The organism is Enterobacter cloacae complex sp. P16RS2, from assembly GCF_014982155.1.
In the GTDB taxonomy this organism is placed as follows: domain Bacteria; phylum Pseudomonadota; class Gammaproteobacteria; order Enterobacterales; family Enterobacteriaceae; genus Enterobacter; species Enterobacter cloacae_M.
The window spans coordinates 53,612-74,730 of sequence record NZ_JADCKW010000021.1 but is presented as its reverse complement, the minus strand read 5'-3'; the positions used below and the strand labels follow the sequence as shown (position 1 = coordinate 74,730).

Below are 21,119 nucleotides of genomic sequence, written 5' to 3'. Positions count from 1 at the left end.
CATTCTCTTCCTTTGAAGCCCAATAAAATGAAATCTTCATTTTTTCTCTTTCACCTGCAGGGACTGCCCCCCTCCAATGATGAACCCTGCGCCTACAGAGATTTTGAGCGCAGTAATCAAGTCGCTCCACTTGAAATCAAAATCATTAAGGAAGAGATACGAGGCCGCTGCAATTAGCAGACGGCCTGCAGCCATAGTGATAAAGAGGCCTGACATCCAGAGTAATACCAGTAACAGGAAAAGTTTTATTCGAGGATTAATCATCATTTCTATAACTACCACAATCGCTTTCGTGATATTGATATTTCGTTTGGCAGTACGTCGAGATTGAGGCTCTCTCTATCCACATTTGCTTCAACGTATCATTCCAATAAAGAAACCCAGATACCCGGCCCGACTTAACCATAAAAAGGGGCTAGTGAGGCTGGACAACCTGAGACTGGTCAATTCTCTCATGGGTGCAAGCCCATCATTTTTGATAACGACATTTTTTGCGCAATAGCGACAGTGCATAATTAGAAACAAAATCCCGGCGATCACGAGACCAAAATAGCTTTCTCGACTCCCCCAAAAATGTGCGCTTAATTTTAAATAAGTTAATCCCCATACGCTTAGTAAAAAGACAATAAACGAACATGCTGCGATATTCATGTCTCGCTTACTGCCCAGCCCAAAAAAGAGCGCATCAAAGAAAAACATAGAGGTAAAAGGTGACTGGACGCTTCTTCCCGTCACTTTACTAAAGCGAAGAAACACGGCCGTTCCAACTGCAAAAGCGAAAAGTGCAATTCCTAATAATACATAAATCATTTCATGAGTCCTTTTTGCCACCTCATTCAATGTACCTATCTGTTCTTCGACAGGTAAGAAATTATATTATCGGCATCAGGTTTGTTTGGTTGAGACTTAGTACTCAACACATTTTCTTCTGCCGCTATATGCTCTCCTGTATCAGGCTCCTCACCCTGCTTAGTATCATTAGAACAGCAAGTACGCCCAAAGGTGCATTGGGTCACGCCATCGTCTGGTTGGCATCATTCATCGCATCACCGGTATTGTTGCCAGCAACCGAGAGTGGAGAGGCTGGGGTAGTACAATCTCTTCCTACCCAACTTACCGGGGTGGGTCTTCGGATCGGTTCTTTTCCTTTGCCATAACGCACTGTATTCCTCCAATGAGGATCCCACCACTAATGGCAAGGGTAGTAGCTTCAACAAGATCACTGATTGGAAAATCAAATTGTCCGATGAAAAAGAAGCTGACCAGGGCAATCAACAAACGTCCAAATAAAAGCGTGGCAAATATTCCTGCTATCCAAACAGCGGCCAGTAACAAGAATAATTTTACCCTTGTAGTAATCATTATTTTTCCTCTGCCTGAAGGCGGCAAACTGGTGAAGGACTGTAACCACTAGCTTCTGTAGGTTCCTGAATGCTCAAATTTCTTAACCTTTCGTTATTACAGAACTTTCACGCTAGTTCTGCAGACGAAACGTCTTTCGCCACTCCGCCGGACTGACCCCAAAACGCGCCTTAAACTGCTGTCGCCAGGTGACGGCGGAATTAAACCCCACCAGCTCGGCCACGCGCTCAATCGGCATATTTCCGGCTTCAAGCAGGATCTGGCTGCGCCGCAGGCGTTCGGCGGTAAGCCAGTCGGCAACGCTCATTCCCGTGGCTTTAATAAAATGGCGGGTCAGGGTGCGGCGGCTCATCGAAACCACCTCCGCCAGCGAGTCCAGGCTATGCGGTTCGGTGATGTGCTGCTGAAGATAATCGATCAGACAGTTAATACGTCCGTCGCGGGTATCTTTGGGTACCGGCTGGGCGATGAACTGCGCCTGCCCGCCTTCGCGGTGGGGCGGTACAATCATCCGGCGGGCAATCTGGTTGGCAACCACGCTGCCAAAGCGCTGGCGAATGATATACAGGCAGCAGTCCAGCGCCGCCGCGGTACCGGCGGAGGTGATGATATTGCCGTCATCCACGTAGAGCGCGTTGATATCCAGCTGAACGTGCGGGAAAAGGGACTGGAACTGATGCTCGAACTCCCAGTGGGTGGCCGCACGTTTGCCGTCGAGGAGCCCCGCCCAGGCCAGCACAAACGACCCCAGACACAGCCCGACGATTTCCGCGCCGTTGTCTCTCGCCTGCACCAGGCTGTCGAGCAGCGTCTGGGGCGGTCGTTCAAGGACGTGCTGCCAGTAGGGAACGACAACAATATCGGCCTGGCCAATGGCGGTGTAATCCTGCGTGGCGTTGAGGGCAAATCCGTCTTTTGAGGTGAGAAAACCCGGCGTTTCGGCGCAGATCGTCACGTTAAAGCGCTTTTCGCCGGAGACCGAATCGCCAAACAGAATGCAGGGAACGGAGTAGTGGAACGGGCTGAACCCGTCTACCGCGACAATCGCGACGTTGATTAGCGACATCTGTCTCTCCTTTCCCTTTAACGCACTCAGAATATAACGGTTTCGCCATCCTGGGGAATGCTCACTGCGTCACTCACCTGATTGGCTTCAACGTACTCACGCAGCGCGCTGCGGGTCAACAGGCAGTGGTTAATCGCCTCCATATGGATCGCCACAATGCTGGCCTGCGGCAGCAGGAAATGAACGTTGAGCACATCCTCCTGCCCCATAATAATGGGCCCAAAACCAATGACGTGGGCATAGCCCGCGTTCAGCACCACCACGTCCGGCTGGTGCTTTTGCAGGTCGGCCGCCACTTCGTCACGCCAGATGGTATCCCCGGCAAGATAAAGCGTCTTCTCATCGGGATGACGCAGCACCACGCCGCAGGCCTCGCCCAGCCGCTCCGCCAGCTCCGGCACGGCGTAAGCGCGATCGGTGCCGTGCTGCCCGCCGTGGGTTTTCGTAATCTGAATATCGCCGAAGAAGGTCGCGTCGGCCATGACCGTCAGGTTGCTGAATCCCTGGCTTCGCAGCAGCGCGGCGTCACGATCGTTTTGCACGTAGATAGGTTTATCTTTGGCGATCAGCTCCGCTGCGGTGCGATCCCAGTGATCGTCATGGGTATGGGTGACGATCACCGCGTCGGCGTCCAGCAGCGTGTTGACGTCAACGGGGAGTTCGACCGTCGGGTTACGACGTTCGGCATACGCCGTGCCGGGAAAGCCCGGATAAGCCCCCTTCGGGGCCAGCATCGGGTCGATTAAAAGACGTTTTCCGGCGTAGGTAATCAGCTGGGTGGCGTTGCGAATGTGGGTAATGTTCATGGGCTATCCTCCGGTGGGTGTGATAAGGAGGATAGCCAGCCGTCACTATTGGCGCTGTGGGCTAAAGGGCGATTACCGATGGAATCGGGCCAATTTAAGCCACCCGTTTTCCGTCAGATCGTTTACCAGCCCGGCACCGCCCCGCCGTTAAAGATCGTTTCAGCCGCTTTTGCCACTTCAGGCGACTGATAGGACTGGATAAATTCCTTCACGTTCTCCGCGTCTTTGTTGTCTTCGCGCGTCACTACGATGTTCACGTACGGCGAGTTTTTGTCTTCAATAAAGACGCTGTCATGCACCGGCGACAGCCCGGTTTGCTGAATATAGGTGGTGCTGATAATGGCGACATCCACTTTTGGGTCGTCCAGCACGCGCGGCAGCTGTGCCCCTTCCAGCTCCATAATTTTCAGCTGTTTAGGGTTGGCGGTAATATCCAGCGCCGTCGGCAGCAGCCCGGTGCCCGGCTTCAGGGTAATGAGCTTCTCCTTTTGCAGCAGCAACAGCGCGCGGCCAAGGTTGGTCGGGTCGTTTGGAATGGCAATGGTCGCCCCGTCCTTCAGGTCAGAGACGGATTTGATTTTGCGGGAATAGCCGGCCATCGGAAAAACAAAGGTGTTCGCCACGGCCACCAGCTTGTAGTTATGCGCCTTGTTATCCTCAGCGAGGAACGGGCGATGCTGGAAGACGTTAGCATCCAGTTCCCCCTGGTTGGTGGCATCGTTAGGCAACAGCGAGCCGCTGAAGCCGACCAGCTCCACGTCCAGGCCATATTTCTCTTTTGCCACCTTTTTGGCGACTTCCGCCACGTCCTGTTCAGCGCCGTTGATGACGCCCACTTTAATGTGTTTGGCATCGCTGCCACTTTGATCGCACCCTGCCAGCAGCAGGCCAGCAAGTACCAGAGCACCCAATTGACGTTTCACAAGACAGTTCCTTTTGCTAAATGTTGTAGTGACTATATCGACAACGAGGCGGTGGAATAAAAAACGAAAAAGAATCAATAAGAAGGATAAGTTATATGCGGGTTTTGCCGGGTGGCGCTGCGCTTACCCGGCCTACGCGCGGAGATGTTGTAGGCCCGGTAAGCACAGCGCCACCGGGCGATGGGCATCACGCCTGCCGGCGCAGCGGCGCCTCGCGTAAAAACCATGACAGCGCAAACGCCAGCACCATAATGCCCGCCGCCAGCAGGAACACCGCATGAATGGCCGAGCCGAACGCATCAAGGTAGTCCAGCCTCAGGGCGTCAGGCAGATGATGAATGGCGGTCGGGTTCAGCTCGTGCGGCAGCTCTGCCCCTTCAGGCAATCTGTCCATCAGCCCCGCCTGGAGAACATGGGTGAACACCGCGCCAAACAGCGCAACACCGATCGCCCCGCCGATGGAGCGGAACAGCGTGACGCCAGAGGTCGCCACCCCGTATTGCTCGGCAGAGACGCTGTTCTGTACCGCCAGCACCAGCACCTGCATCACCAGACCCAGCCCCATGCCCAGCACGCTGGTGAACAGATACAGCTGCCAGGTTGGGGAGGTGAGCGAAATGCGCGTCAGTAAAAACATCCCCACCACGCCGAGCAGGGTGCCGAGGATCGGGAACAGGCGGTATCTCCCGGTATGGCTAATAATGCGCCCGCTGATAATGGAGGTCAGCAGCAGCCCGCCCATCAACGGTATGAGCTGCAAACCGGCCTGCGTTGGCGTGGCGTCTTTCACCACCTGCAAATACAGCGGCAGGAAGGTCACCGAGCCAAACAGCGACATGCCGATGATAAAGCCAATCAGGCTGCAGAGCAGGAAGCTACGGTCGCGGAACAACGACAGTGGGATAATCGGCTCCCACGCCAGCCGCTCCTCGTAGATAAACCCGGCAATGCCCGTCAGGCCAAAAGCCAGAATGCACCACAGCTGTGGGTCGCTCCATTGACGAACGGTCCCGCCTTCGGTGGTGAACAGGATGATGCAAAGCAGCGCCATGCTGAGGTAAATCGCCCCCAGATAGTCAATCTCATGCTTGCTGCGCCGCGCGCTGCCGTGGAATACCGCGCCGATGACCAGCAATGCAAACAGCCCCAGCGGCAGATTGATGTAGAAAATCCAGCGCCAGGACGCGTGCTGGACGATAAACCCGCCAATGAGCGGCCCGATGACCGTTGCCAGCCCAAACACGCCGCCAAACAGCCCCTGATAGCGCCCGCGATCGGCAGGCGGGATCACGTCCGCCACGGCGGCCATGCTGATGACCATCAGGCCGCCGCCGCCCAGGCCCTGAAGGGCGCGCATCAGCACCAGCTGGGTCATGTTTTGCGCCAGCCCGCACAGCGCGGAGCCCACAAGGAACAGCACAATGGCGATTTGCAGGACGATTTTACGCCCAAACAGATCGCCAAACTTTCCGTACAGCGGCACCACGATGGTGGAACTGAGGATATAGGCCGTGACCACCCAGGAGAGTTTATCCAGGCCGCCCAGTTCGCCGACAATGGTCGGCAGCGCCGTGGAGACAATTGTTTGATCCAGCGCGGAGAGCAGCATCACTAGCAGCAGCGCGCTGAACAGCAGCTTGATCGACGGCGCTTTCTGCGCGGGTTGAGCCATTACGTCAGACTCCATAAGACATTACTTGAAATTAATTAATCGTATAATTAATATTTGTGGAAGTGATGAATAAGATCAAGAGATACTGTGGCCATGCCAGCACAAAAGGACAATTCTGAACCGCGCCGCCCGGGCCGCCCTCGCGGGGGTAAACGCGTCACCGCCAGCCGCGAACAGCTGCTGGATATCGCCCTGAACCTCTTTTCTCGTCAGGGGATCGCCAATACCTCACTCAACGCCATTGCCAAAGAGGCGGGCGTCACGCCCGCGATGCTGCACTATTACTTCAACTCCCGAGAGCAACTGCTGGATGCGATGATTGAGGAGCGTTTCCTGCCGTTACGCGAGCGGATCGGAACGATTTTCGCCGATAACCGGGATTCTCCGGTCAACGCCCTGACGGAAATGGTAAAGGTGCTGGCAGAGCTGGCGGAACAGTATCATTGGTTTGCGCCGCTGTGGATGCAGGAGGTGATTGGCGAAATGCCGGTCCTGCGCACCCATCTGCAAGCGCGGTTTGGTGATGAGAAGTATCAGGCGACGCTCGCCACCCTCAAAGGCTGGCAGCAGGAAGGGAAGCTGAATCAGGCGCTGGCACCCGAGCTGCTGTTTACCACATTACTGAGCCTGGTGCTGGTGCCGTTCTCACGCATGCGCAATGACGAGAGGCTAAAATCCCTCTCGCCGGAAATCATTGTCCGTCATGCGCTTGCCGTAATCGGCACCGGGATCGGCGGTTAAAGCGCCTTTGCCAGATAGTGGCGCTGCATGCCCGCATAGGGGTAATCCTGCAGCGACATCTGTAGCCGGTAGCCCTGCTTTTCATAGAACGGGCGTGCCTGGAAGCTGGCGGTATCGACCAGCGCGTGCTTGCAGCCCTGGCGTCGGGCTTCATCTTCTGCCGTTTTGATGAGCTCGCTGCCGACGCCGGAACCACGCACGCTATCGCTAACCCACAGAAAATCAATATTTAACCAGTCGCCTTTACGCACCCCAATTAGCCCGCCGAGCATGATTCCTTTTTCGTCCCGCACGTAAACGCCAATATCCCCGCTGAAGTTCGCCAGATCTAAAAACTGCCCGTTATAGGCTCTCAGCCCCGTTAATAACTCTTCTTTCTCTTCGGGTGTGACTTTTTTAGTAATGCTCAATTGCATAATGTTCTCCTTATTTTCAGCGCAATCTGAATATCTCACAGCTTAACCTTCATAAAAACTCCTTATTTCCTCCATTGTTTAATCCAGGAAATATTCATTCAATATGTAAATAAAAAAAGCCTTTCCAATACGCACCTAAAACGTATAATGAGAACGATCATTCTCACTTTTACACGGTAGCCGACGATGAGCACAAAGCTGGAAGAACGACAAAAATTGCGCCAGGACGAGATCATCACCGCCGCGCGCCGCTGCTTTCGCGCCAGCGGGTTTCACGCCGCCAGCATGTCGCAGATCGCCAGCGAGGCGAAGCTCAGCGTCGGGCAAATTTACCGTTATTTCAGCAACAAAGACGCGATTATCGAAGAGATGATCCGCCGCATCATCGACTCGCGCATTGAGGAGATGCAGGGTAAAACCCTGGTAGAAGGGATGCCGCAGGCACTCGCCTGGCGACAGACCCTCAACGAAGATGACGATGCGCTGATGCTGGAAATGTCCGCGGAGGCCACGCGTAATCCGCAGGTGGCGACGATGCTGATCGAAGCCGAATCGCGCATGTTCGCCAACGCCTGCGAGCACCTGAAAAAACAGTTTCCCCACCTGAGCGACGAGCATATTCGCTGCTGCGTGGAGATTACCGCCGTGATGATTGAGGGGACGATTTATCGTCGATTAACCCCCTTAAAAGTCCCGTCAGAACAATTAGAACCCCTTTATCAGGATATTTTAAATATGCTTTTCTCTGCGAAGTAATCGCATATGAATAATTAGCGGGAATTAGTAATTCCCCTTTTTTACATTTCTGGCTCTGCCAGAGATGCGGTATCGCTGTGCCTTTAAATAGCCCTCCTCCCTGTTAAGCCATTAACGGGGCAGGCGTCGTTCACCCTGGAAAAAGATTATGAAAAACATAACAACCTCCATCGCGGCATTATTTCTCCTGACCGGGTGCGATAATGCGCAAACATCTGCTCCCCAGCGTCCTCTTCCGGAAGTGGGGATTGTCACTCTCATGAGCCAGCCTGTTTCCGTCGTCAGCGAATTGACCGGCCGCACCGCCGCAGCCATGAGCGCCGAAGTGCGCCCGCAGGTGGGCGGCATTATCCAGAAGCGCCTGTTCACCGAAGGCGATACGGTCAAGGCCGGGCAGGCGCTGTATCAAATTGACCCTTCCAGCTACCGCGCGGCGTTTGATGAAGCCGCCGCGGCGCTGAAGCAGGCGCAGGCGCTGGTAGCAGCCGACTGCCAGAAGGCCCAGCGCTATGCGCAGCTGGTGAAAGACGACGGCGTGTCGCGCCAGGACGCAGAGGACGCGAAGTCCACCTGCGCGCAGGACAAGGCCAGCGTCGAGTCAAAGAAGGCCGCGCAGGAGAGCGCGCGCATTAACCTTAACTGGACCACCGTGACCGCGCCGATTGCCGGACGCATCGGCATCTCATCCGTCACGCCCGGCGCGCTGGTAACCGCCCAGCAGGATACCGCGCTCGCCACCGTTCGCGGACTGGACAGCATGTACGTCGATCTCACGCGTTCCAGCGCCGATCTACTGCGTTTACGCAGGCAAACCCTCGCCACCAATAGCGATACGCTAAGCGTGTCGCTAATCCTCGAAGACGGCAGCACCTATAGCGAGAAAGGCCGTCTGGCGTTAACCGAAGTGGCGGTGGATGAATCAACCGGCTCGGTCACGCTGCGCGCCGTCTTCCCGAACCCGCAGCATCAGCTCCTGCCGGGCATGTTTGTTCGCGCCAGGGTGGATGAAGGCATCATGAACGACGCGATCCTGGCACCGCAGCAGGGCATCACCCGCGACGCCAAAGGCACCGCCACCGCGCTGGTGGTGAATGCCAGCAGCAAGGTTGAGCAGCGTCAGCTGGAGACGGGCGACACCTACGGCGACAAATGGCTGGTGCTGAGTGGCCTCAAGGCGGGCGATAAGCTGATTGTGGAAGGCACCGACAAAGTGACCGCCGGGCAGGAAGTGAAGGCCGAAGAGATGAAAGCCAGCGGAGGAAACGCCTGATGTTTTCCCGCTTCTTCGTGCGTCGCCCGGTCTTTGCCTGGGTTATCGCCATTCTTATCATGCTCGCCGGGATGCTGGCGATCCGCACGCTGCCGGTGGCGCAGTACCCGGACGTCGCCCCGCCGTCGATCAAAATCTCCGCCACCTACACCGGCGCCTCCGCGCAGACGCTGGAAAACAGCGTGACGCAGGTGATCGAGCAGCAGCTCACCGGGCTGGATAACCTGCTCTACTTCACCTCCACCAGCAGCTCGGACGGGTCGGTGAGCATTACCGTCACCTTCGAGCAGGGAACCGATCCGGACACCGCCCAGGTGCAGGTGCAGAACAAGGTTCAGCAGGCGGAATCGCGCCTGCCGACCGAGGTGCAGCAGTCCGGCATTACCGTCGAGAAATCGCAGAGCAACTTCCTGCTGATCATGGGCGTGTACGACAAAACCGACACCGCCAGCAGCTCGGATATCGCCGACTGGCTGGTGAGCAATATGCAGGACCCGCTGGCGCGCGTGGAGGGTGTCGGGAGCCTGCAGGTGTTCGGGGCGGAATACGCCATGCGCATCTGGCTCGACCCGGCGAAGCTGGCGTCCTACTCGCTGATGCCGTCCGACGTGCAGAGCGCGATTGAAGCCCAGAACGTGCAGGTTTCCGCCGGTAAAATCGGCGCGTTGCCCTCGTCGAACGCCCAGCAGCTGACCGCCACCGTCCGCGCCCAGTCGCGCCTGCAGACGGTCGATCAGTTTAAAAACATCATCGTGAAGAGCCAGTCCAGCGGCGCGGTGGTGCGCGTCAGCGACGTTGCCCGCGTGGAGATGGGCAGCGAAGATTACACCGCCACCGCGAAGCTCAACGGCCACCCGGCTGCGGGTATGGCGGTCATGCTCTCACCGGGTGCGAACGCACTCAACACTGCGACGGCGGTAAAAGACAAGATCGCCGAGTTCAAAAAGTCGATGCCGGAAGGCTACGACGTGGCCTACCCGAAAGACAGCACCGAGTTCATCAAGATCTCCGTTGAGGACGTAATTCAGACCCTGTTCGAAGCCATTATCCTCGTGGTGGTGGTGATGTACCTGTTCCTGCAAAACATCCGCGCGACGCTGATCCCGGCGCTGGCGGTGCCTGTCGTTCTGCTGGGCACATTCGGCGTGCTGGCGCTGTTCGGCTACTCCATCAATACCCTGACGCTGTTTGCGATGGTGCTGGCGATAGGGCTTTTGGTGGATGACGCCATCGTGGTGGTGGAAAACGTCGAGCGTATTATGCGCGACGAAGGCCTGCCCGCCCGGGAAGCTACTGAGAAATCGATGGGCGAAATCTCCGGCGCGCTGGTCGCCATTGCGCTGGTGCTCTCTGCGGTATTTCTGCCGATGGCCTTCTTCGGCGGCTCCACCGGGGTGATTTACCGTCAGTTCTCGGTCACCATCATTTCAGCGATGCTGCTCTCCGTGGTGGTGGCGTTGACCCTGACGCCCGCGCTCTGCGGCTCGATTCTGAGCCACACGGCACCGCACAAAAAGGGCTTCTTCGGCGCGTTTAACCGCTTCTACAGCAGGACAGAGCGCGGCTATCAGAACAAGGTGCTGCGCGCCCTGCGCCGTTCCGGCGGCATGCTGGTTATCTATGCCCTGCTCTGCGGCGCGATGGGCTTCGCCATGCTTAAGCTGCCGGGCAGCTTCCTGCCAACGGAAGATCAGGGCGAAATCATGGTGCAGTACACCCTGCCAGCGGGCGCAACGACGGTACGTACCGCCGAAGTCAGCCGCCAGGTGCGCGAGTGGTTCCTCACGAAAGAAAAAGCCAATACCAACGTGATCTTCACCATTGAAGGCTTCAGCTTCAGCGGCAGCGGCCAGAACGCCGGGATGGCGTTTGTCTCCCTGAAAAACTGGTCCGAACGTAAAGGCGATGAGAATACCGCGCAGGCCATCGCCCTGCGCGCCACGCAGGAGCTGAGCACCATCCGCGATGCGATAATCTTTGCCATGACGCCGCCCGCGGTGGACGGCCTGGGCCAGAGCAACGGCTTTACCTTTGAGCTGATGGCAAGCGGCGGCACCGACCGCGACGCGCTGCTGAAGCTGCGTAACCAGCTGATTGGCGAGGCCAATCAGGACAGCTCGCTGCACGCCGTGCGCGCCAACGATCTGCCGCAGATGCCGCAGCTTCAGGTGGATATCGATAACAACAAGGCCGTGTCGCTGGGGCTGTCCCTGAGCGACGTTACCAACACCCTCTCCAGCGCCTGGGGCGGGACCTACGTGAACGATTTTATCGACCGCGGCCGCGTGAAAAAGGTCTACATCCAGGGCGACAGCGACACCCGCGCCGTACCGTCGGATCTCAACAAATGGTTTGTGCGCGGCAGCGACAGCACCATGACGCCGTTCTCCGCCTTCGCCACCACCCGCTGGGAGTATGGCCCGGAAAGCCTGGTGCGCTACAACGGCTCGGCGGCGTATGAAATACAGGGCGAAAACGCCAGCGGCGCCAGCTCCGGCACGGCGATGGGCAAAATGGAGCAGCTGGCAAACAGCCTGCCGTCCGGCAGCACCTGGGCGTGGAGCGGTTTGTCGTTGCAGGAAAAACTGGCGAGCGGTCAGGCGATGAGCCTCTATGCCCTCTCGATCCTGGTCGTGTTCCTGTGCCTGGCGGCGCTGTATGAGAGCTGGTCGGTGCCGATTTCGGTCATCCTGGTGATCCCGCTTGGCGTGCTAGGCGCGGCCGTCGCCGCCTCCCTGCGCGGCCTGAACAACGACGTCTACTTCCAGGTGGCGCTGCTCACCACTATCGGCCTGTCGTCGAAGAACGCGATCCTGATTGTCGAGTTTGCCGAAGCCAAAGTCGCTGAAGGGTACTCTCTGACGCGTGCCGCCCTGCGTGCCGCCCAGACGCGCCTGCGTCCGATCATCATGACCTCGCTGGCGTTTATCGCAGGGGTTACGCCGCTGGCCGTGGCAACCGGGGCAGGCGCAAACAGCCGCGTGGCGATTGGTACCGGCATTATCGGCGGAACGCTGGCCGCGACGCTGCTGGCGATCTTCTTCGTTCCCTTATTCTTTGTACTGGTGAAACGTCTGTTCTCCGGTAAACACGCGAACCGGAGGTCATAATGTTTCGTGTATCTGTTTTAGCGTTAGCCCTGCTGAGCGCAGGCTGTGTGTCGTTAGACCCAACGTATCAACGCCCGGACGCCCCCGTCCCGGCAACCTTGCCCGGCGCGCACGGCGAAGCCACCGCCGTGGTGAGCCAGTGGCAGCAGGTAATGAGCGATGCGCGGCTGAAAAGCGTGGTGACGATGGCGCTTAACAGCAACCGCGACGTGCAAAAAGCGATTGCCGATATCGACGCCGCCCGCGCCCAGTACAGTGAAACGCGCTCGTCCCTGTTCCCGACGGTGGACGCGGAGCTGAGCCATACCCGCAGCCGCACGCTGGCAAGCGGCGTCGCGACAAGCGACCAAGCCAACGGCGCGGTCTCCAGCTTCGAGCTGGATCTGTTTGGCCGCAACCAGAGCCTCTCCCGCGCCGCGCGTGAAACCTGGCTTGCCAGCGAGTTCACCGCGCAGAACACGCGCCTGACGATGGTCAGCGAGCTGACCACGGCCTGGGTGACGCTGGCGGCGGATAACAGCAACCTGGCGCTGGCGAAATCCACGATGGAGAGCGCCGCGAACTCGCTGAAGATTGTGAAGCGCCAGCAGGAAGTGGGCGTGGCGGCGGCGACGGACGTCAGTGAAGCGATGGCGGTGTATCAGCAGGCGCGCGCCAGCGTGGCGAGCTACCGGACGCTGGTGATGCAGGACAAAAACGCCCTTAATCTGCTGGCGGGCAATACGGTGCCGGAGAACCTGCTGCCCGGCACGCTGGAGAGCCTGAGCGATAACGCCATCACGCTGATCCCGGCGGGCGTCAGCTCCAGCGCGCTGCTGCGCCGCCCGGACATTCAGGAGGCCGAGCATAACCTGCTGAGCGCCAACGCCAACATCGGTGCGGCGCGCGCCAACTTCTTTCCGACCATTTCACTCACCGCCAGCGCGGGCGTCGGCAGCGATTCGCTCTCCTCCCTGTTCAGCCACGGGATGAAGGTCTGGTCGTTTGCGCCGTCCATCACCCTGCCGCTGTTTAGCGGCGGGAACAACCTGGCGCAGCTGCGCTACGCGGAAGCGGAGAAGAAGGGGCTGATCGCCACCTATGAGAAAGCCATCCAGAGCGCGTTTAAGGACGTGGCCGACGCGCTGGCGCGACGAGAAACCCTGAGCGAGCAGCTCGACGCCCAGCGCGAATACGTCGCGGCGGAGCAAAAAACGCTGGACGTGGCAACGCGCAGCTATAAGGCAGGCGCGGGGGATTATCTGACGGTGCTTACCGCGCAGCGGTCGCTGTGGTCGGCGCAGGAATCGCTGATTGCGCTGCAGCAAACCGACCTGGAAAACCGCATCACGCTGTGGCAGTCGCTGGGCGGCGGTATTCAGTAGCGCTTGCCGGGAAGTTCATGACAGGCGGTGAAGAGAAAATTCATACTTTCGGCTGGCGTCGCTACACTGAATGTAACGATATATTTCATGGGAAGCATGTGACTTCTAAAAGGGGGTTGTTGATGAAAGCTGCGCACCTGGTCTGCCTGCTGGTTTGTCTGCTCTTCGCCGCGTTTGTCCATGCTCAGGAAAAGGATGACCCCGCGAAAGAGGCGCAAATAAAGCAGCAGGTCCTTAAAGATATTAAGAAAACCTGTACGCCACAGAAAAAAAAGAGCGATAAAGCCTGGCAGGAGATGATTTTGTCGTCCGAGGCCAATCAGCTGCTGATCAAAAATGCCATCACCGCCGTTAAGCGCGACAACCTGGATGCCTACTGGGGGGCGATTGGTCAAGTGGATTGTATGGAAGATTATTGAGTTCCCGCCGGGTGGCGCTGCGCTTACCCGGCCCGGAAAACATTTTTAACGCTTCCGCATGTCCGGAATAATCAAATCCCCGCGCAGAACATAGGACCCGAGCATCTGCGTTTTCTCCGTCAGCCAGCTCACAATGCGCGCCGCCATCGCGTCCATGGAATATTCAATCGCCGGGATCACCGGAATACCCGGCAGGTGCAGCGATCCGGCCAGGCTGAAGACCATGATGTCGTCCGGCACCGATTTGTTAAACGCCTGCAGCTGCGGGATCACCCGCTGGGCTTCCTGCTCGTCGGCCACCAACAGCGCGTTGAAATTCAGGGTGCTGGCGTTGTTCAGCAGCTCCTGCAGCGCAACGGACGAAGAAGTCGCGTCCATAAAAACCAGGCTGCGATTAAAGGGCAGGAAATTTTTCTCCAGCGCGTGCTTGTAGCCGAGCAGGACCTGGTCGGCAAAACCGCTGCCGTGGGGGTGGATCAGCGCAATCTGGCGACGCCCCTGGCTGGTGAGGTAGTTACAGGCGGTTTCGGCGGCAAAGGCGTGATCGAACTGGATGCTGTTGGAATTATCAGACTCCATGCAGTCCACCAGAATGACGTTGTCCATATCCACGTCCAGCGGGAAACGGGCGCCAATCACCAGGATGTCATCGCAAAGCCCGCAGGAGAGTTCTTCAAGGGCGTGCATCACTTCCGCTTTGCTGTGTGCGAAGCGCAGCAGGAGATGTTTTTGATGCTGGCTGAGCTGTTTTTCCAGCGCGTAGAGATAACCGGTGGTCTGGTTAATGTTTTCCTGCGCGCAAATCACCCCGATACAGCCCGTCGACTGGCTCAGCAGCGACTGGGCAATCACGTTAGGCCGGTAGTTGAGCTCATCCACCGCTTTTAATACGGCCTGACGGCTGGCTTCCTTAACGCCACGCGACCCGCTCAACACTCGCGATACCGTGGCTTTAGACACCCCGGCAAGACGTGATACATCATTGATTGTCGACATCTCTTTCCCCTGGCAGGCTTACCTCGCGCCTGCAAATTCCATGACCGCTTCGGCTCACATTATAGCCAGAACGGAGTATATCCGTTTCCGTTTTCCATGGAAACCGATTTTCCGTTTCCACTCAAAATGATCTCAAAACAGCCAAATTATGTGATGCACATCCGGTTAATTAGCCTCATAAGTAAGGGATCTTGATGGGTATCACACTTCTGTCTTTTATGAATGGAAACCGGTTTCCGTATCATGTCCAATCATCCTCGCAATAACTTTTTACATTTAGAGGATGGTTGTCGATGTTCAGAATTATGCTGTGCTGCTCTGCCGGGATGTCCACCAGCCTGCTGGTCAGCAAAATGATCGATGTCGCGAAAGAACGTGGTTTGCCGGTGAAGATTGATGCGTACGGTGTTTCCGAATTTGATACGCAGTTTCCGCAATACCAGGTTGTCCTTCTCGGACCGCAAGTGAAATACATGTTACAGACACTCTCAGACAAGGCGGCTACGAAAGGCATTCCGGTGCAGCCCATCGATATGATGGACTACGGCATGCAGCGTGGCGATAAAGTACTGGACTATGCTCTGTCGCTCATCGAAGCGGCACACTAAAAGGTGTTCACATGAGTTCGTTATATCAATCCATGGTCGCGGTGATTGAGCAGTCAATTACCCCGCTGGCCGCGAAGCTGGGTCAGCAAAAGTATGTGATTGCCATCCGCGACGGCTTTACCGCCGCGCTGCCGTTTATGATCATCGGCTCGTTTATGCTGGTGTTCATCTTCCCGCCGTTCTCGGCGGATACCACTAACAGCTTTGCCCGCGGCTGGCTGGATTTCTCCCAGACCTACCGCGAACAGCTGATGCTGCCGTTTAACCTCAGCATGGGCGTGATGACCTTCTTCATTTCGGTGGGGATTGGCGCGAGCCTGGGGCGTCAGTTCAACCTCGACCCGGTGATGTCCGGCCTGCTGGCCTTTATGGCCTTCCTGCTGGTCGCCGCGCCGTATGCCGAAGGCAAGATCTCGACCCAGTATCTCTCCGGCCAGGGCATCTTCACCGCGCTGATCACCGCCATTTACGCCACCCGCGTCTACGCGTGGCTGAAGCAGAACAACGTCACCATTCGCCTGCCGAAGGAAGTCCCAACCGGTGTGGCGCGCTCGTTTGAGATCCTGATCCCGGTGATGGTGGTGATCGGTACGCTGCACCCGCTGAACCTGTTCATCGAAGCGCAGACCGGAATGATCATCCCGCAGGCGATCATGCATCTGCTGGAGCCTCTGGTGTCCGCGTCTGACTCCCTGCCCGCGATTCTGCTCTCCGTACTGCTGTGCCAGATCTTCTGGTTCGCCGGTATTCACGGCTCGCTGATCGTCACCGGCATCATGAACCCGTTCTGGATGGCGAACCTCTCCGCAAACCAGGCGGCGCTGGCGGCCGGCGCGGCGCTGCCGCACGTTTATCTTCAGGGCTTCTGGGATCACTACCTGCTGATTGGCGGCGTAGGCTCCACCCTGCCGCTGGCGTTCCTGCTGCTGCGCAGCCGCGTTACCCACCTTCGCACCATCGGCAAAATGGGCGTGGTGCCGAGCTTCTTTAACATCAACGAACCGATTCTGTTCGGCGCGCCGATCATCATGAACCCGATGCTGTTTATCCCGTTCGTGTTCGTTCCGCTGGTTAACGCCTGCCTGGCGTACGCGGCAACCAAACTCGGCTGGCTGGCGCAGGTTGTGTCGTTAACCCCGTGGACCACCCCTGCACCGATTGGCGCTTCGTGGGCAGCGAACTGGGCGCTGAGCCCGGTGGTGATGTGCCTGGTCTGTATGGTGATGTCCGCGCTGATGTACCTGCCGTTCCTGCGCGCCTATGAGCGTACGCTCATCAAAAACGAAGAGCAGAAGGCCCAGGCAACCGTCGGCGCCGCCGAGACCGCTAGCAATTAAGTCAAAGAGGAAGAGTCATGAAATACGCATTTCCCGATAACTTCTGGTGGGGCAGCGCAAGCTCCGCTCTCCAGACCGAAGGGGCAAGAGAGGGCGAAACCACATGGGATTACTGGTTTGCCCGCGAGCCGAACCGTTTTCACAACGGCGTGGGGCCGCAGCAGACCTCCACGTTTTATCAGCACTGGAAAACGGACATTCAGCTGTTAAAGCAGCTGAACCACAACAGCTTTCGCTCCTCGATTAGCTGGGCGCGCCTGATCCCCGACGGTATCGGTGAAGTGAACCCGGAAGCGGTCGATTTTTACAATCAGGTCATTGATGAGCTGAATGAACAGGGCATCACGCCGTTTATCACCCTGTTCCACTTCGACATGCCGATGGCGATGCAGGAAATCGGCGGCTGGGAAAACCGCGACGTGGTGGAGGCCTACGCCCGCTATGCGCAGATCTGCTTCGAGCTGTTCGGCGATCGCGTGCTGCACTGGTTTACCTTCAACGAGCCGATCGTGCCGGTGGAAGGCGGTTATTTGTACGACTTCCACTACCCCAACGTGGTGGATTTTCGTCGGGCGGCCACCGTGGCGTATCACACCGTGCTGGCCCATGCGAAGGCGGTGCAGGCCTACCGCGCCGGACACTACGCGGGGGAAATCGGCATCGTGCTGAATCTGACGCCGTCGTATCCGCGCTCGCAGAACCCGGCGGACGTGAAGGCGGCGCACATCGCGGACCTGATGTTTAACCGCAGCTTCCTCGACCCGGTCCTGCGCGGCGAATACCCGGCGGATCTGGTGGCGCTGCTGAAATCCTGCGATCAATTACCCGCCTGTAAACCGGAAGACGGTTTCCTGATTGCAGAAGGGAAAATCGACCTGCTCGGCATTAACTACTATCAGCCGCGTCGCGTGAAGTGTCGCGACAGCGCGGTGAACCCGCAGGCGCCGTTTATGCCGGAGTGGTTCTTTGATAGCTACGAGATGCCGGGCCGCAAGATGAACCCGTATCGCGGCTGGGAAATCTACGAGCCGGGTATTTACGATATTCTGGTCAACCTCCGCGACAATTACGGCAACCCTCGCTGCTTTATTTCTGAAAACGGCATGGGCGTCGAAAACGAGCAGCGCTTTATTGAAAATGGCCAGATTAACGATCAATACCGCATCGAGTTTATTTCCGAACATTTAGCCTGGCTGCATAAGGGTATTAGCGAAGGGTGCAATTGTCTTGGCTATCATATGTGGACGTTTATTGATAACTGGTCGTGGTGCAACGCGTATAAAAATCGCTACGGATTTATCCAGCTCGATTTAAAGACGCAGAAACGCACCATTAAGAAAAGCGGAGAGTGGTTTGCCGCCACCGCGTTAAATAATAGTTTTGATAAAGAGTAATGATGATGATCGCATTAGAAGAAGCCGTAATGGAAATTATCGTCAATGCCGGACAGTCCCGCAGCCTGTGCTTTGAAGCGCTGCACGCGGCACGTCAGGGCAACATTGACGAAGCCAAAAGCCTGCTGCGCGAAGCCGACGGCTACGCGCGCCAGGCGCACAAGATGCAGACCAAACTGATCGAGCAGGATGCGGGCGAAGGCCGCCAGCCGATGACGTTAATTATGGTGCACGCGCAGGATCACTTAATGAATTCCTTATTAGCGCGTGAACTGTCCGAAGAAATTATTCATTTATATCAGAGATAGTCTATGGCGAAATAATTACTGTAATACCTCTGTACCCTAAATAGAGATCCACTTGTTCTGATGATAGCGACATACTCTGTCAGATCGGAGCGGGATGGTTATTGTCTGAATAAAACTAAACTATATTGAGATAACCATGAATACGATTAAAAAACTTCCATTAACCATGGCGGTTATCGCCGCGCTTTGCCCAATTTCCGTGCTCGCGCAGGAATTCACCCAGGAGCAAATCGACGCCATTGTGGCAAAAGCGGTGGATAAAGCCCTCGCCGAACGTCAGGCTAAAATGGATGCGGCGGTCGCGAAAAAAGCGGACGTGGTGACCGAGCCGCAAAGCGCGGCGCAATCTCCGGATATGGCGATCCCGTTCGGGATTAAATTTACCGGCTATGCCCGCTACGGCGCGCACTTCCAGGCCGCCGACCAAAAATACGTGGCGGTGGACGGCTCCTACAACGGCGCGTCCGCCATTGGTCGTCTGGGCAACGAAGGCAACGGCGGGGAATTCCAGCTCTCCAAGGCCTTTAAGGGTGAAAACGGCGCCATCTGGGACATCAACGTGATGATCGACCACTGGGGCGACGAAGTTAACCTGAAAAAAGCCTACGCGGGGGTGACCAACATTATGGCCTCCAACCCGAACGCCTATTTCTGGGCCGGTCGTGACTTCCACCAGCGTCCACAGCAGGGCATCAACGATTACTTCTGGATGAACCACGACGGCCAGGGCGCCGGGGTGAAGAACTTCGACATCGGCGGTGTACAGTTCGACGTGGCCGCCGTCGCGGCGGTGGAATCCTGTAGCCCGGAAGTGATGGAAGACGAAGCCAACCCGTCGCGCATCACCTGTACCGGCGGTTCCGGCACGGGCGACAAAGGCAACTACGCCGCGACCTCAAAAATCCACGGCATGAAGCTCGGCCCGATCGACATGGAGCTGTACGCCAACTACGGCTTTGACTCCAAGGCGGTGGAGAGCGACGAGCGTCTGAACGCGTGGCAGGGGGGCGTGGTGCTGAGCCACACCAACGACAGCGGCGTGAATAAGGTGATCGCCCGCTACTCCGATAACGCGGACAACAGCGTGTTCAACAAAACCGAGGATCTGACCACGGTCTACGCCAGCTTCGAAGGGCTGTACAAATTCACCCAGGCGACGCAGGTAGAGTACATCCTCGCCTTCCACGACTACGACAACAGCCGCGATAAGACCGACAACCGCAAGAACTACAACGCCATCGTGCGTCCGATGCACTGGTGGAACGACGTTCACTCCACCTGGCTGGAAGCGGGCTGGCAGCACGTTGACTACGACAACGGCGGTGACAACAAGGGCTGGAAGCTGACCCTGTCGCAGAATATGTCTATCGCCATGGGGCCGGAGTTCCGCCCGATGCTGCGCTTCTACGTGACCGGCGGCAAGGTGGATAACGAACGCACCGCGCGCGTGAACAACACCAAAGACGAAACGCTCGACGACTTCAACGTCGGCGCGATGTGGGAAGCGTGGTTCTAAGCAAGGTAGAAGCAAAACGGCAACGAGAGTTGCCGTTTTTAGTGTTTGCTCCCTCTCCCCGTGGGAGAGTGCCGGGGTGAGGGCATCAGGCCGCACACAACCATGCTATGCTGTTGACCGAATTAACGACAACATCGCAGGGGAGAACATGGGTTCCACACGTAAAGGGATGCTGAACGTCCTGATCGCCGCCGTTTTATGGGGCAGTTCCGGCGTTTGCGCGCAGTACATCATGGAGAAAAGCCACATTTCTTCGCCTTACCTGACCATGGTTCGCCTGCTGTTTACCGGCGTGATCCTCCTGACGCTCTCCTTCGTTCACGGCGACAAGATTTTCTCGGTCATCAAACACCGCAAAGACGCCCTCAGCCTGCTGATTTTCTCGCTCGTCGGCGCGCTCACCGTGCAGCTCACCTTTCTGCTGACGATTGAAAAATCCAACGCTGCGACCGCCACCGTGCTGCAGTTTCTGTCCCCGACCATCATCGTGGCGTGGTTTGCCCTGGCGCGGAAAAAGCGTCCCGGCGCGTTTGTGCTGTCGGCCATTTTAACGTCGCTTGTCGGTACCTTTCTGCTGGTCACCCACGGCGACCCAACCTCGCTCTCCATCTCGCCTGCCGCGTTGTTCTTCGGTATCGCCTCGGCGTTTGCCGCGGCGTTTTACACCACCTATCCGTCAACGCTGATCGCCCGCTACGGCACATTGCCAATTGTCGGCTGGAGTATGTTGATTGCCGGATTGATGTTGACGCCGTTCTACGCCGGGCGCGGGACCACGTTCGTCATTGACGGCAGCCTGCTGCTGGCGTTTTTCTATCTGGTGGTGATTGGTACGGCGCTGACGTTCAGCCTGTATCTGAAAGGCGCACAGACGATCGGCGGGCCGAAGGCGAGCATTCTGAGCTGCGCCGAGCCGCTGAGCAGCGCGCTGCTGTCGGTGGTGTTGCTGGGCGTGGCGTTCACCCTGCCGGACTGGCTGGGGACGCTATTGATTGTGTCGTCGGTGGTGCTGATTTCGATGGATTCGCGGAGACGGGTTAAGGCATCGGCGTGAT

The 21,119-nt window shown here is 57.3% G+C and carries 21 protein-coding genes; 12 read left to right on the top strand and 9 right to left on the bottom strand.

Going from position 1 to position 21,119, the window contains the following annotated elements:
• Positions 1 to 36: 36 nt before the first annotated feature.
• The 7 genes from INF68_RS15200 to INF68_RS15170 form a co-directional block, all read right to left on the bottom strand.
• Positions 37 to 267 (bottom strand): hypothetical protein, encoded by a 231-nt coding sequence (locus INF68_RS15200; RefSeq protein ID WP_126786511.1) that lies wholly within the window; start codon positions 265 to 267, stop codon positions 37 to 39.
• Between the two features lie 87 nt (positions 268 to 354).
• Positions 355 to 810 (bottom strand): hypothetical protein, encoded by a 456-nt coding sequence (locus INF68_RS15195; RefSeq protein ID WP_059446496.1) that lies wholly within the window; start codon positions 808 to 810, stop codon positions 355 to 357.
• 303 nt (positions 811 to 1,113) lie between these two features.
• Positions 1,114 to 1,362 carry a hypothetical protein gene (locus INF68_RS15190; RefSeq protein ID WP_029740772.1) on the bottom strand — a complete coding sequence of 83 codons (249 nt, stop codon included), beginning with the start codon at positions 1,360 to 1,362 and terminating at the stop codon, positions 1,114 to 1,116.
• A 112-nt stretch (positions 1,363 to 1,474) separates the two neighbouring features.
• Positions 1,475 to 2,428: a GlxA family transcriptional regulator gene (locus INF68_RS15185; protein ID WP_126786512.1), complete on the bottom strand. Its 954-nt coding sequence runs from the start codon at positions 2,426 to 2,428 to the stop codon at positions 1,475 to 1,477.
• Positions 2,429 to 2,454: 26 nt separating this feature from the next.
• Entirely contained in the window at positions 2,455 to 3,234 is a 780-nt protein-coding gene (locus INF68_RS15180; RefSeq protein WP_126786513.1) for an MBL fold metallo-hydrolase, read from the bottom strand.
• Positions 3,235 to 3,356: 122 nt separating this feature from the next.
• Positions 3,357 to 4,157 (bottom strand): lipoprotein NlpA, encoded by an 801-nt coding sequence (nlpA, locus tag INF68_RS15175; protein WP_126786514.1) that lies wholly within the window; start codon positions 4,155 to 4,157, stop codon positions 3,357 to 3,359.
• Positions 4,158 to 4,344: 187 nt separating this feature from the next.
• On the bottom strand, positions 4,345 to 5,829 hold the full coding sequence (locus INF68_RS15170) for an MDR family MFS transporter (protein ID WP_181367028.1): 1,485 nt from the start codon (positions 5,827 to 5,829) through the stop codon (positions 4,345 to 4,347).
• Between the two features lie 93 nt (positions 5,830 to 5,922).
• On the opposite strand from INF68_RS15170, the gene INF68_RS15165 reads away from it, so the two are divergent.
• Positions 5,923 to 6,570 carry a TetR/AcrR family transcriptional regulator gene (locus tag INF68_RS15165; protein WP_109845921.1) on the top strand — a complete coding sequence of 216 codons (648 nt, stop codon included), beginning with the start codon at positions 5,923 to 5,925 and terminating at the stop codon, positions 6,568 to 6,570.
• Here INF68_RS15165 and INF68_RS15160 read toward each other — a convergent pair.
• Complete coding sequence (locus INF68_RS15160) at positions 6,567 to 6,986, bottom strand: GNAT family N-acetyltransferase (protein ID WP_126786515.1); 420 nt, start codon at positions 6,984 to 6,986, stop codon at positions 6,567 to 6,569. The genes INF68_RS15165 and INF68_RS15160 overlap by 4 nt on opposite strands.
• A gap of 186 nt (positions 6,987 to 7,172) precedes the next feature.
• Here INF68_RS15160 and INF68_RS15155 point away from each other — a divergent pair, with 186 nt between their 5' ends.
• The 5 genes from INF68_RS15155 (at position 7,173) to INF68_RS15135 (ending at position 13,905) form a co-directional block, all read left to right on the top strand.
• Entirely contained in the window at positions 7,173 to 7,742 is a 570-nt protein-coding gene (locus tag INF68_RS15155; protein ID WP_029740765.1) for a TetR/AcrR family transcriptional regulator, read from the top strand.
• A gap of 148 nt (positions 7,743 to 7,890) precedes the next feature.
• A complete protein-coding gene (locus INF68_RS15150; protein WP_126786516.1) occupies positions 7,891 to 9,012 on the top strand; it encodes an efflux RND transporter periplasmic adaptor subunit in 1,122 nt (373 codons plus the stop codon).
• The gene (locus INF68_RS15145; protein WP_109845924.1) at positions 9,012 to 12,122 is read left to right on the top strand and encodes an efflux RND transporter permease subunit; all 3,111 of its coding nucleotides are present in this window, start codon (positions 9,012 to 9,014) and stop codon (positions 12,120 to 12,122) included. Before INF68_RS15150 ends, INF68_RS15145 begins: the two co-directional genes overlap by 1 nt.
• Positions 12,122 to 13,486 (top strand): efflux transporter outer membrane subunit, encoded by a 1,365-nt coding sequence (locus INF68_RS15140; RefSeq protein WP_126786517.1) that lies wholly within the window; start codon positions 12,122 to 12,124, stop codon positions 13,484 to 13,486. The genes INF68_RS15145 and INF68_RS15140 overlap by 1 nt, the downstream gene beginning before the upstream one ends.
• 122 nt (positions 13,487 to 13,608) lie before the next feature.
• Positions 13,609 to 13,905, top strand: coding sequence for a YicS family protein (locus tag INF68_RS15135; RefSeq protein WP_126786518.1), 297 nt, complete (start codon positions 13,609 to 13,611; stop codon positions 13,903 to 13,905).
• A 45-nt stretch (positions 13,906 to 13,950) separates the two neighbouring features.
• On the opposite strand, the gene INF68_RS15130 is transcribed toward INF68_RS15135, so the two are convergent.
• Positions 13,951 to 14,901, bottom strand: coding sequence for a LacI family DNA-binding transcriptional regulator (locus tag INF68_RS15130; protein WP_047646737.1), 951 nt, complete (start codon positions 14,899 to 14,901; stop codon positions 13,951 to 13,953).
• Positions 14,902 to 15,194: 293 nt separating this feature from the next.
• Between INF68_RS15130 and INF68_RS15125 the strand changes: the two genes are divergently transcribed.
• The 6 genes from INF68_RS15125 (at position 15,195) to INF68_RS15100 (ending at position 21,118) form a co-directional block, all read left to right on the top strand.
• The gene (locus INF68_RS15125; RefSeq protein WP_126786519.1) at positions 15,195 to 15,509 is read left to right on the top strand and encodes a PTS sugar transporter subunit IIB; all 315 of its coding nucleotides are present in this window, start codon (positions 15,195 to 15,197) and stop codon (positions 15,507 to 15,509) included.
• A gap of 11 nt (positions 15,510 to 15,520) precedes the next feature.
• Positions 15,521 to 16,846 carry a PTS sugar transporter subunit IIC gene (locus tag INF68_RS15120; protein ID WP_126786520.1) on the top strand — a complete coding sequence of 442 codons (1,326 nt, stop codon included), beginning with the start codon at positions 15,521 to 15,523 and terminating at the stop codon, positions 16,844 to 16,846.
• Positions 16,847 to 16,863: 17 nt separating this feature from the next.
• Positions 16,864 to 18,240, top strand: coding sequence for a glycoside hydrolase family 1 protein (locus INF68_RS15115; RefSeq protein WP_126786521.1), 1,377 nt, complete (start codon positions 16,864 to 16,866; stop codon positions 18,238 to 18,240).
• A gap of 5 nt (positions 18,241 to 18,245) precedes the next feature.
• A complete protein-coding gene (locus INF68_RS15110; RefSeq protein ID WP_029741865.1) occupies positions 18,246 to 18,548 on the top strand; it encodes a PTS lactose/cellobiose transporter subunit IIA in 303 nt (100 codons plus the stop codon).
• 136 nt (positions 18,549 to 18,684) lie between these two features.
• A complete protein-coding gene (locus tag INF68_RS15105; RefSeq protein ID WP_023309838.1) occupies positions 18,685 to 20,064 on the top strand; it encodes a carbohydrate porin in 1,380 nt (459 codons plus the stop codon).
• Between the two features lie 148 nt (positions 20,065 to 20,212).
• The gene (locus INF68_RS15100; RefSeq protein WP_126786522.1) at positions 20,213 to 21,118 is read left to right on the top strand and encodes a DMT family transporter; all 906 of its coding nucleotides are present in this window, start codon (positions 20,213 to 20,215) and stop codon (positions 21,116 to 21,118) included.
• The last annotated feature ends 1 nt before the right edge of the window (position 21,119 follow it).

What these genes read in the sequence shown, in the direction of transcription:
- INF68_RS15165 (WP_109845921.1), top strand. Translation starts at nt 5,923, where the DNA reads ATGCCAGCACAAAAGGACAATTCTGAACCGCGCCGCCCGGGCCGCCCT.
- INF68_RS15135 (WP_126786518.1), top strand. Translation starts at nt 13,609, where the DNA reads ATGAAAGCTGCGCACCTGGTCTGCCTGCTGGTTTGTCTGCTCTTCGCC.
- INF68_RS15130 (WP_047646737.1), bottom strand. Translation starts at nt 14,901, where the DNA reads ATGTCGACAATCAATGATGTATCACGTCTTGCCGGGGTGTCTAAAGCC.
- INF68_RS15115 (WP_126786521.1), top strand. Translation starts at nt 16,864, where the DNA reads ATGAAATACGCATTTCCCGATAACTTCTGGTGGGGCAGCGCAAGCTCC.
- INF68_RS15155 (WP_029740765.1), top strand. Translation starts at nt 7,173, where the DNA reads ATGAGCACAAAGCTGGAAGAACGACAAAAATTGCGCCAGGACGAGATC.
- INF68_RS15150 (WP_126786516.1), top strand. Translation starts at nt 7,891, where the DNA reads ATGAAAAACATAACAACCTCCATCGCGGCATTATTTCTCCTGACCGGG.
- INF68_RS15100 (WP_126786522.1), top strand. Translation starts at nt 20,213, where the DNA reads ATGGGTTCCACACGTAAAGGGATGCTGAACGTCCTGATCGCCGCCGTT.
- INF68_RS15125 (WP_126786519.1), top strand. Translation starts at nt 15,195, where the DNA reads ATGTTCAGAATTATGCTGTGCTGCTCTGCCGGGATGTCCACCAGCCTG.
- INF68_RS15180 (WP_126786513.1), bottom strand. Translation starts at nt 3,234, where the DNA reads ATGAACATTACCCACATTCGCAACGCCACCCAGCTGATTACCTACGCC.
- INF68_RS15200 (WP_126786511.1), bottom strand. Translation starts at nt 267, where the DNA reads ATGATGATTAATCCTCGAATAAAACTTTTCCTGTTACTGGTATTACTC.
- INF68_RS15105 (WP_023309838.1), top strand. Translation starts at nt 18,685, where the DNA reads ATGAATACGATTAAAAAACTTCCATTAACCATGGCGGTTATCGCCGCG.
- INF68_RS15110 (WP_029741865.1), top strand. Translation starts at nt 18,246, where the DNA reads ATGATCGCATTAGAAGAAGCCGTAATGGAAATTATCGTCAATGCCGGA.
- INF68_RS15195 (WP_059446496.1), bottom strand. Translation starts at nt 810, where the DNA reads ATGATTTATGTATTATTAGGAATTGCACTTTTCGCTTTTGCAGTTGGA.
- INF68_RS15145 (WP_109845924.1), top strand. Translation starts at nt 9,012, where the DNA reads ATGTTTTCCCGCTTCTTCGTGCGTCGCCCGGTCTTTGCCTGGGTTATC.
- INF68_RS15190 (WP_029740772.1), bottom strand. Translation starts at nt 1,362, where the DNA reads ATGATTACTACAAGGGTAAAATTATTCTTGTTACTGGCCGCTGTTTGG.
- INF68_RS15185 (WP_126786512.1), bottom strand. Translation starts at nt 2,428, where the DNA reads ATGTCGCTAATCAACGTCGCGATTGTCGCGGTAGACGGGTTCAGCCCG.
- INF68_RS15160 (WP_126786515.1), bottom strand. Translation starts at nt 6,986, where the DNA reads ATGCAATTGAGCATTACTAAAAAAGTCACACCCGAAGAGAAAGAAGAG.
- INF68_RS15120 (WP_126786520.1), top strand. Translation starts at nt 15,521, where the DNA reads ATGAGTTCGTTATATCAATCCATGGTCGCGGTGATTGAGCAGTCAATT.
- INF68_RS15170 (WP_181367028.1), bottom strand. Translation starts at nt 5,829, where the DNA reads ATGGCTCAACCCGCGCAGAAAGCGCCGTCGATCAAGCTGCTGTTCAGC.
- INF68_RS15140 (WP_126786517.1), top strand. Translation starts at nt 12,122, where the DNA reads ATGTTTCGTGTATCTGTTTTAGCGTTAGCCCTGCTGAGCGCAGGCTGT.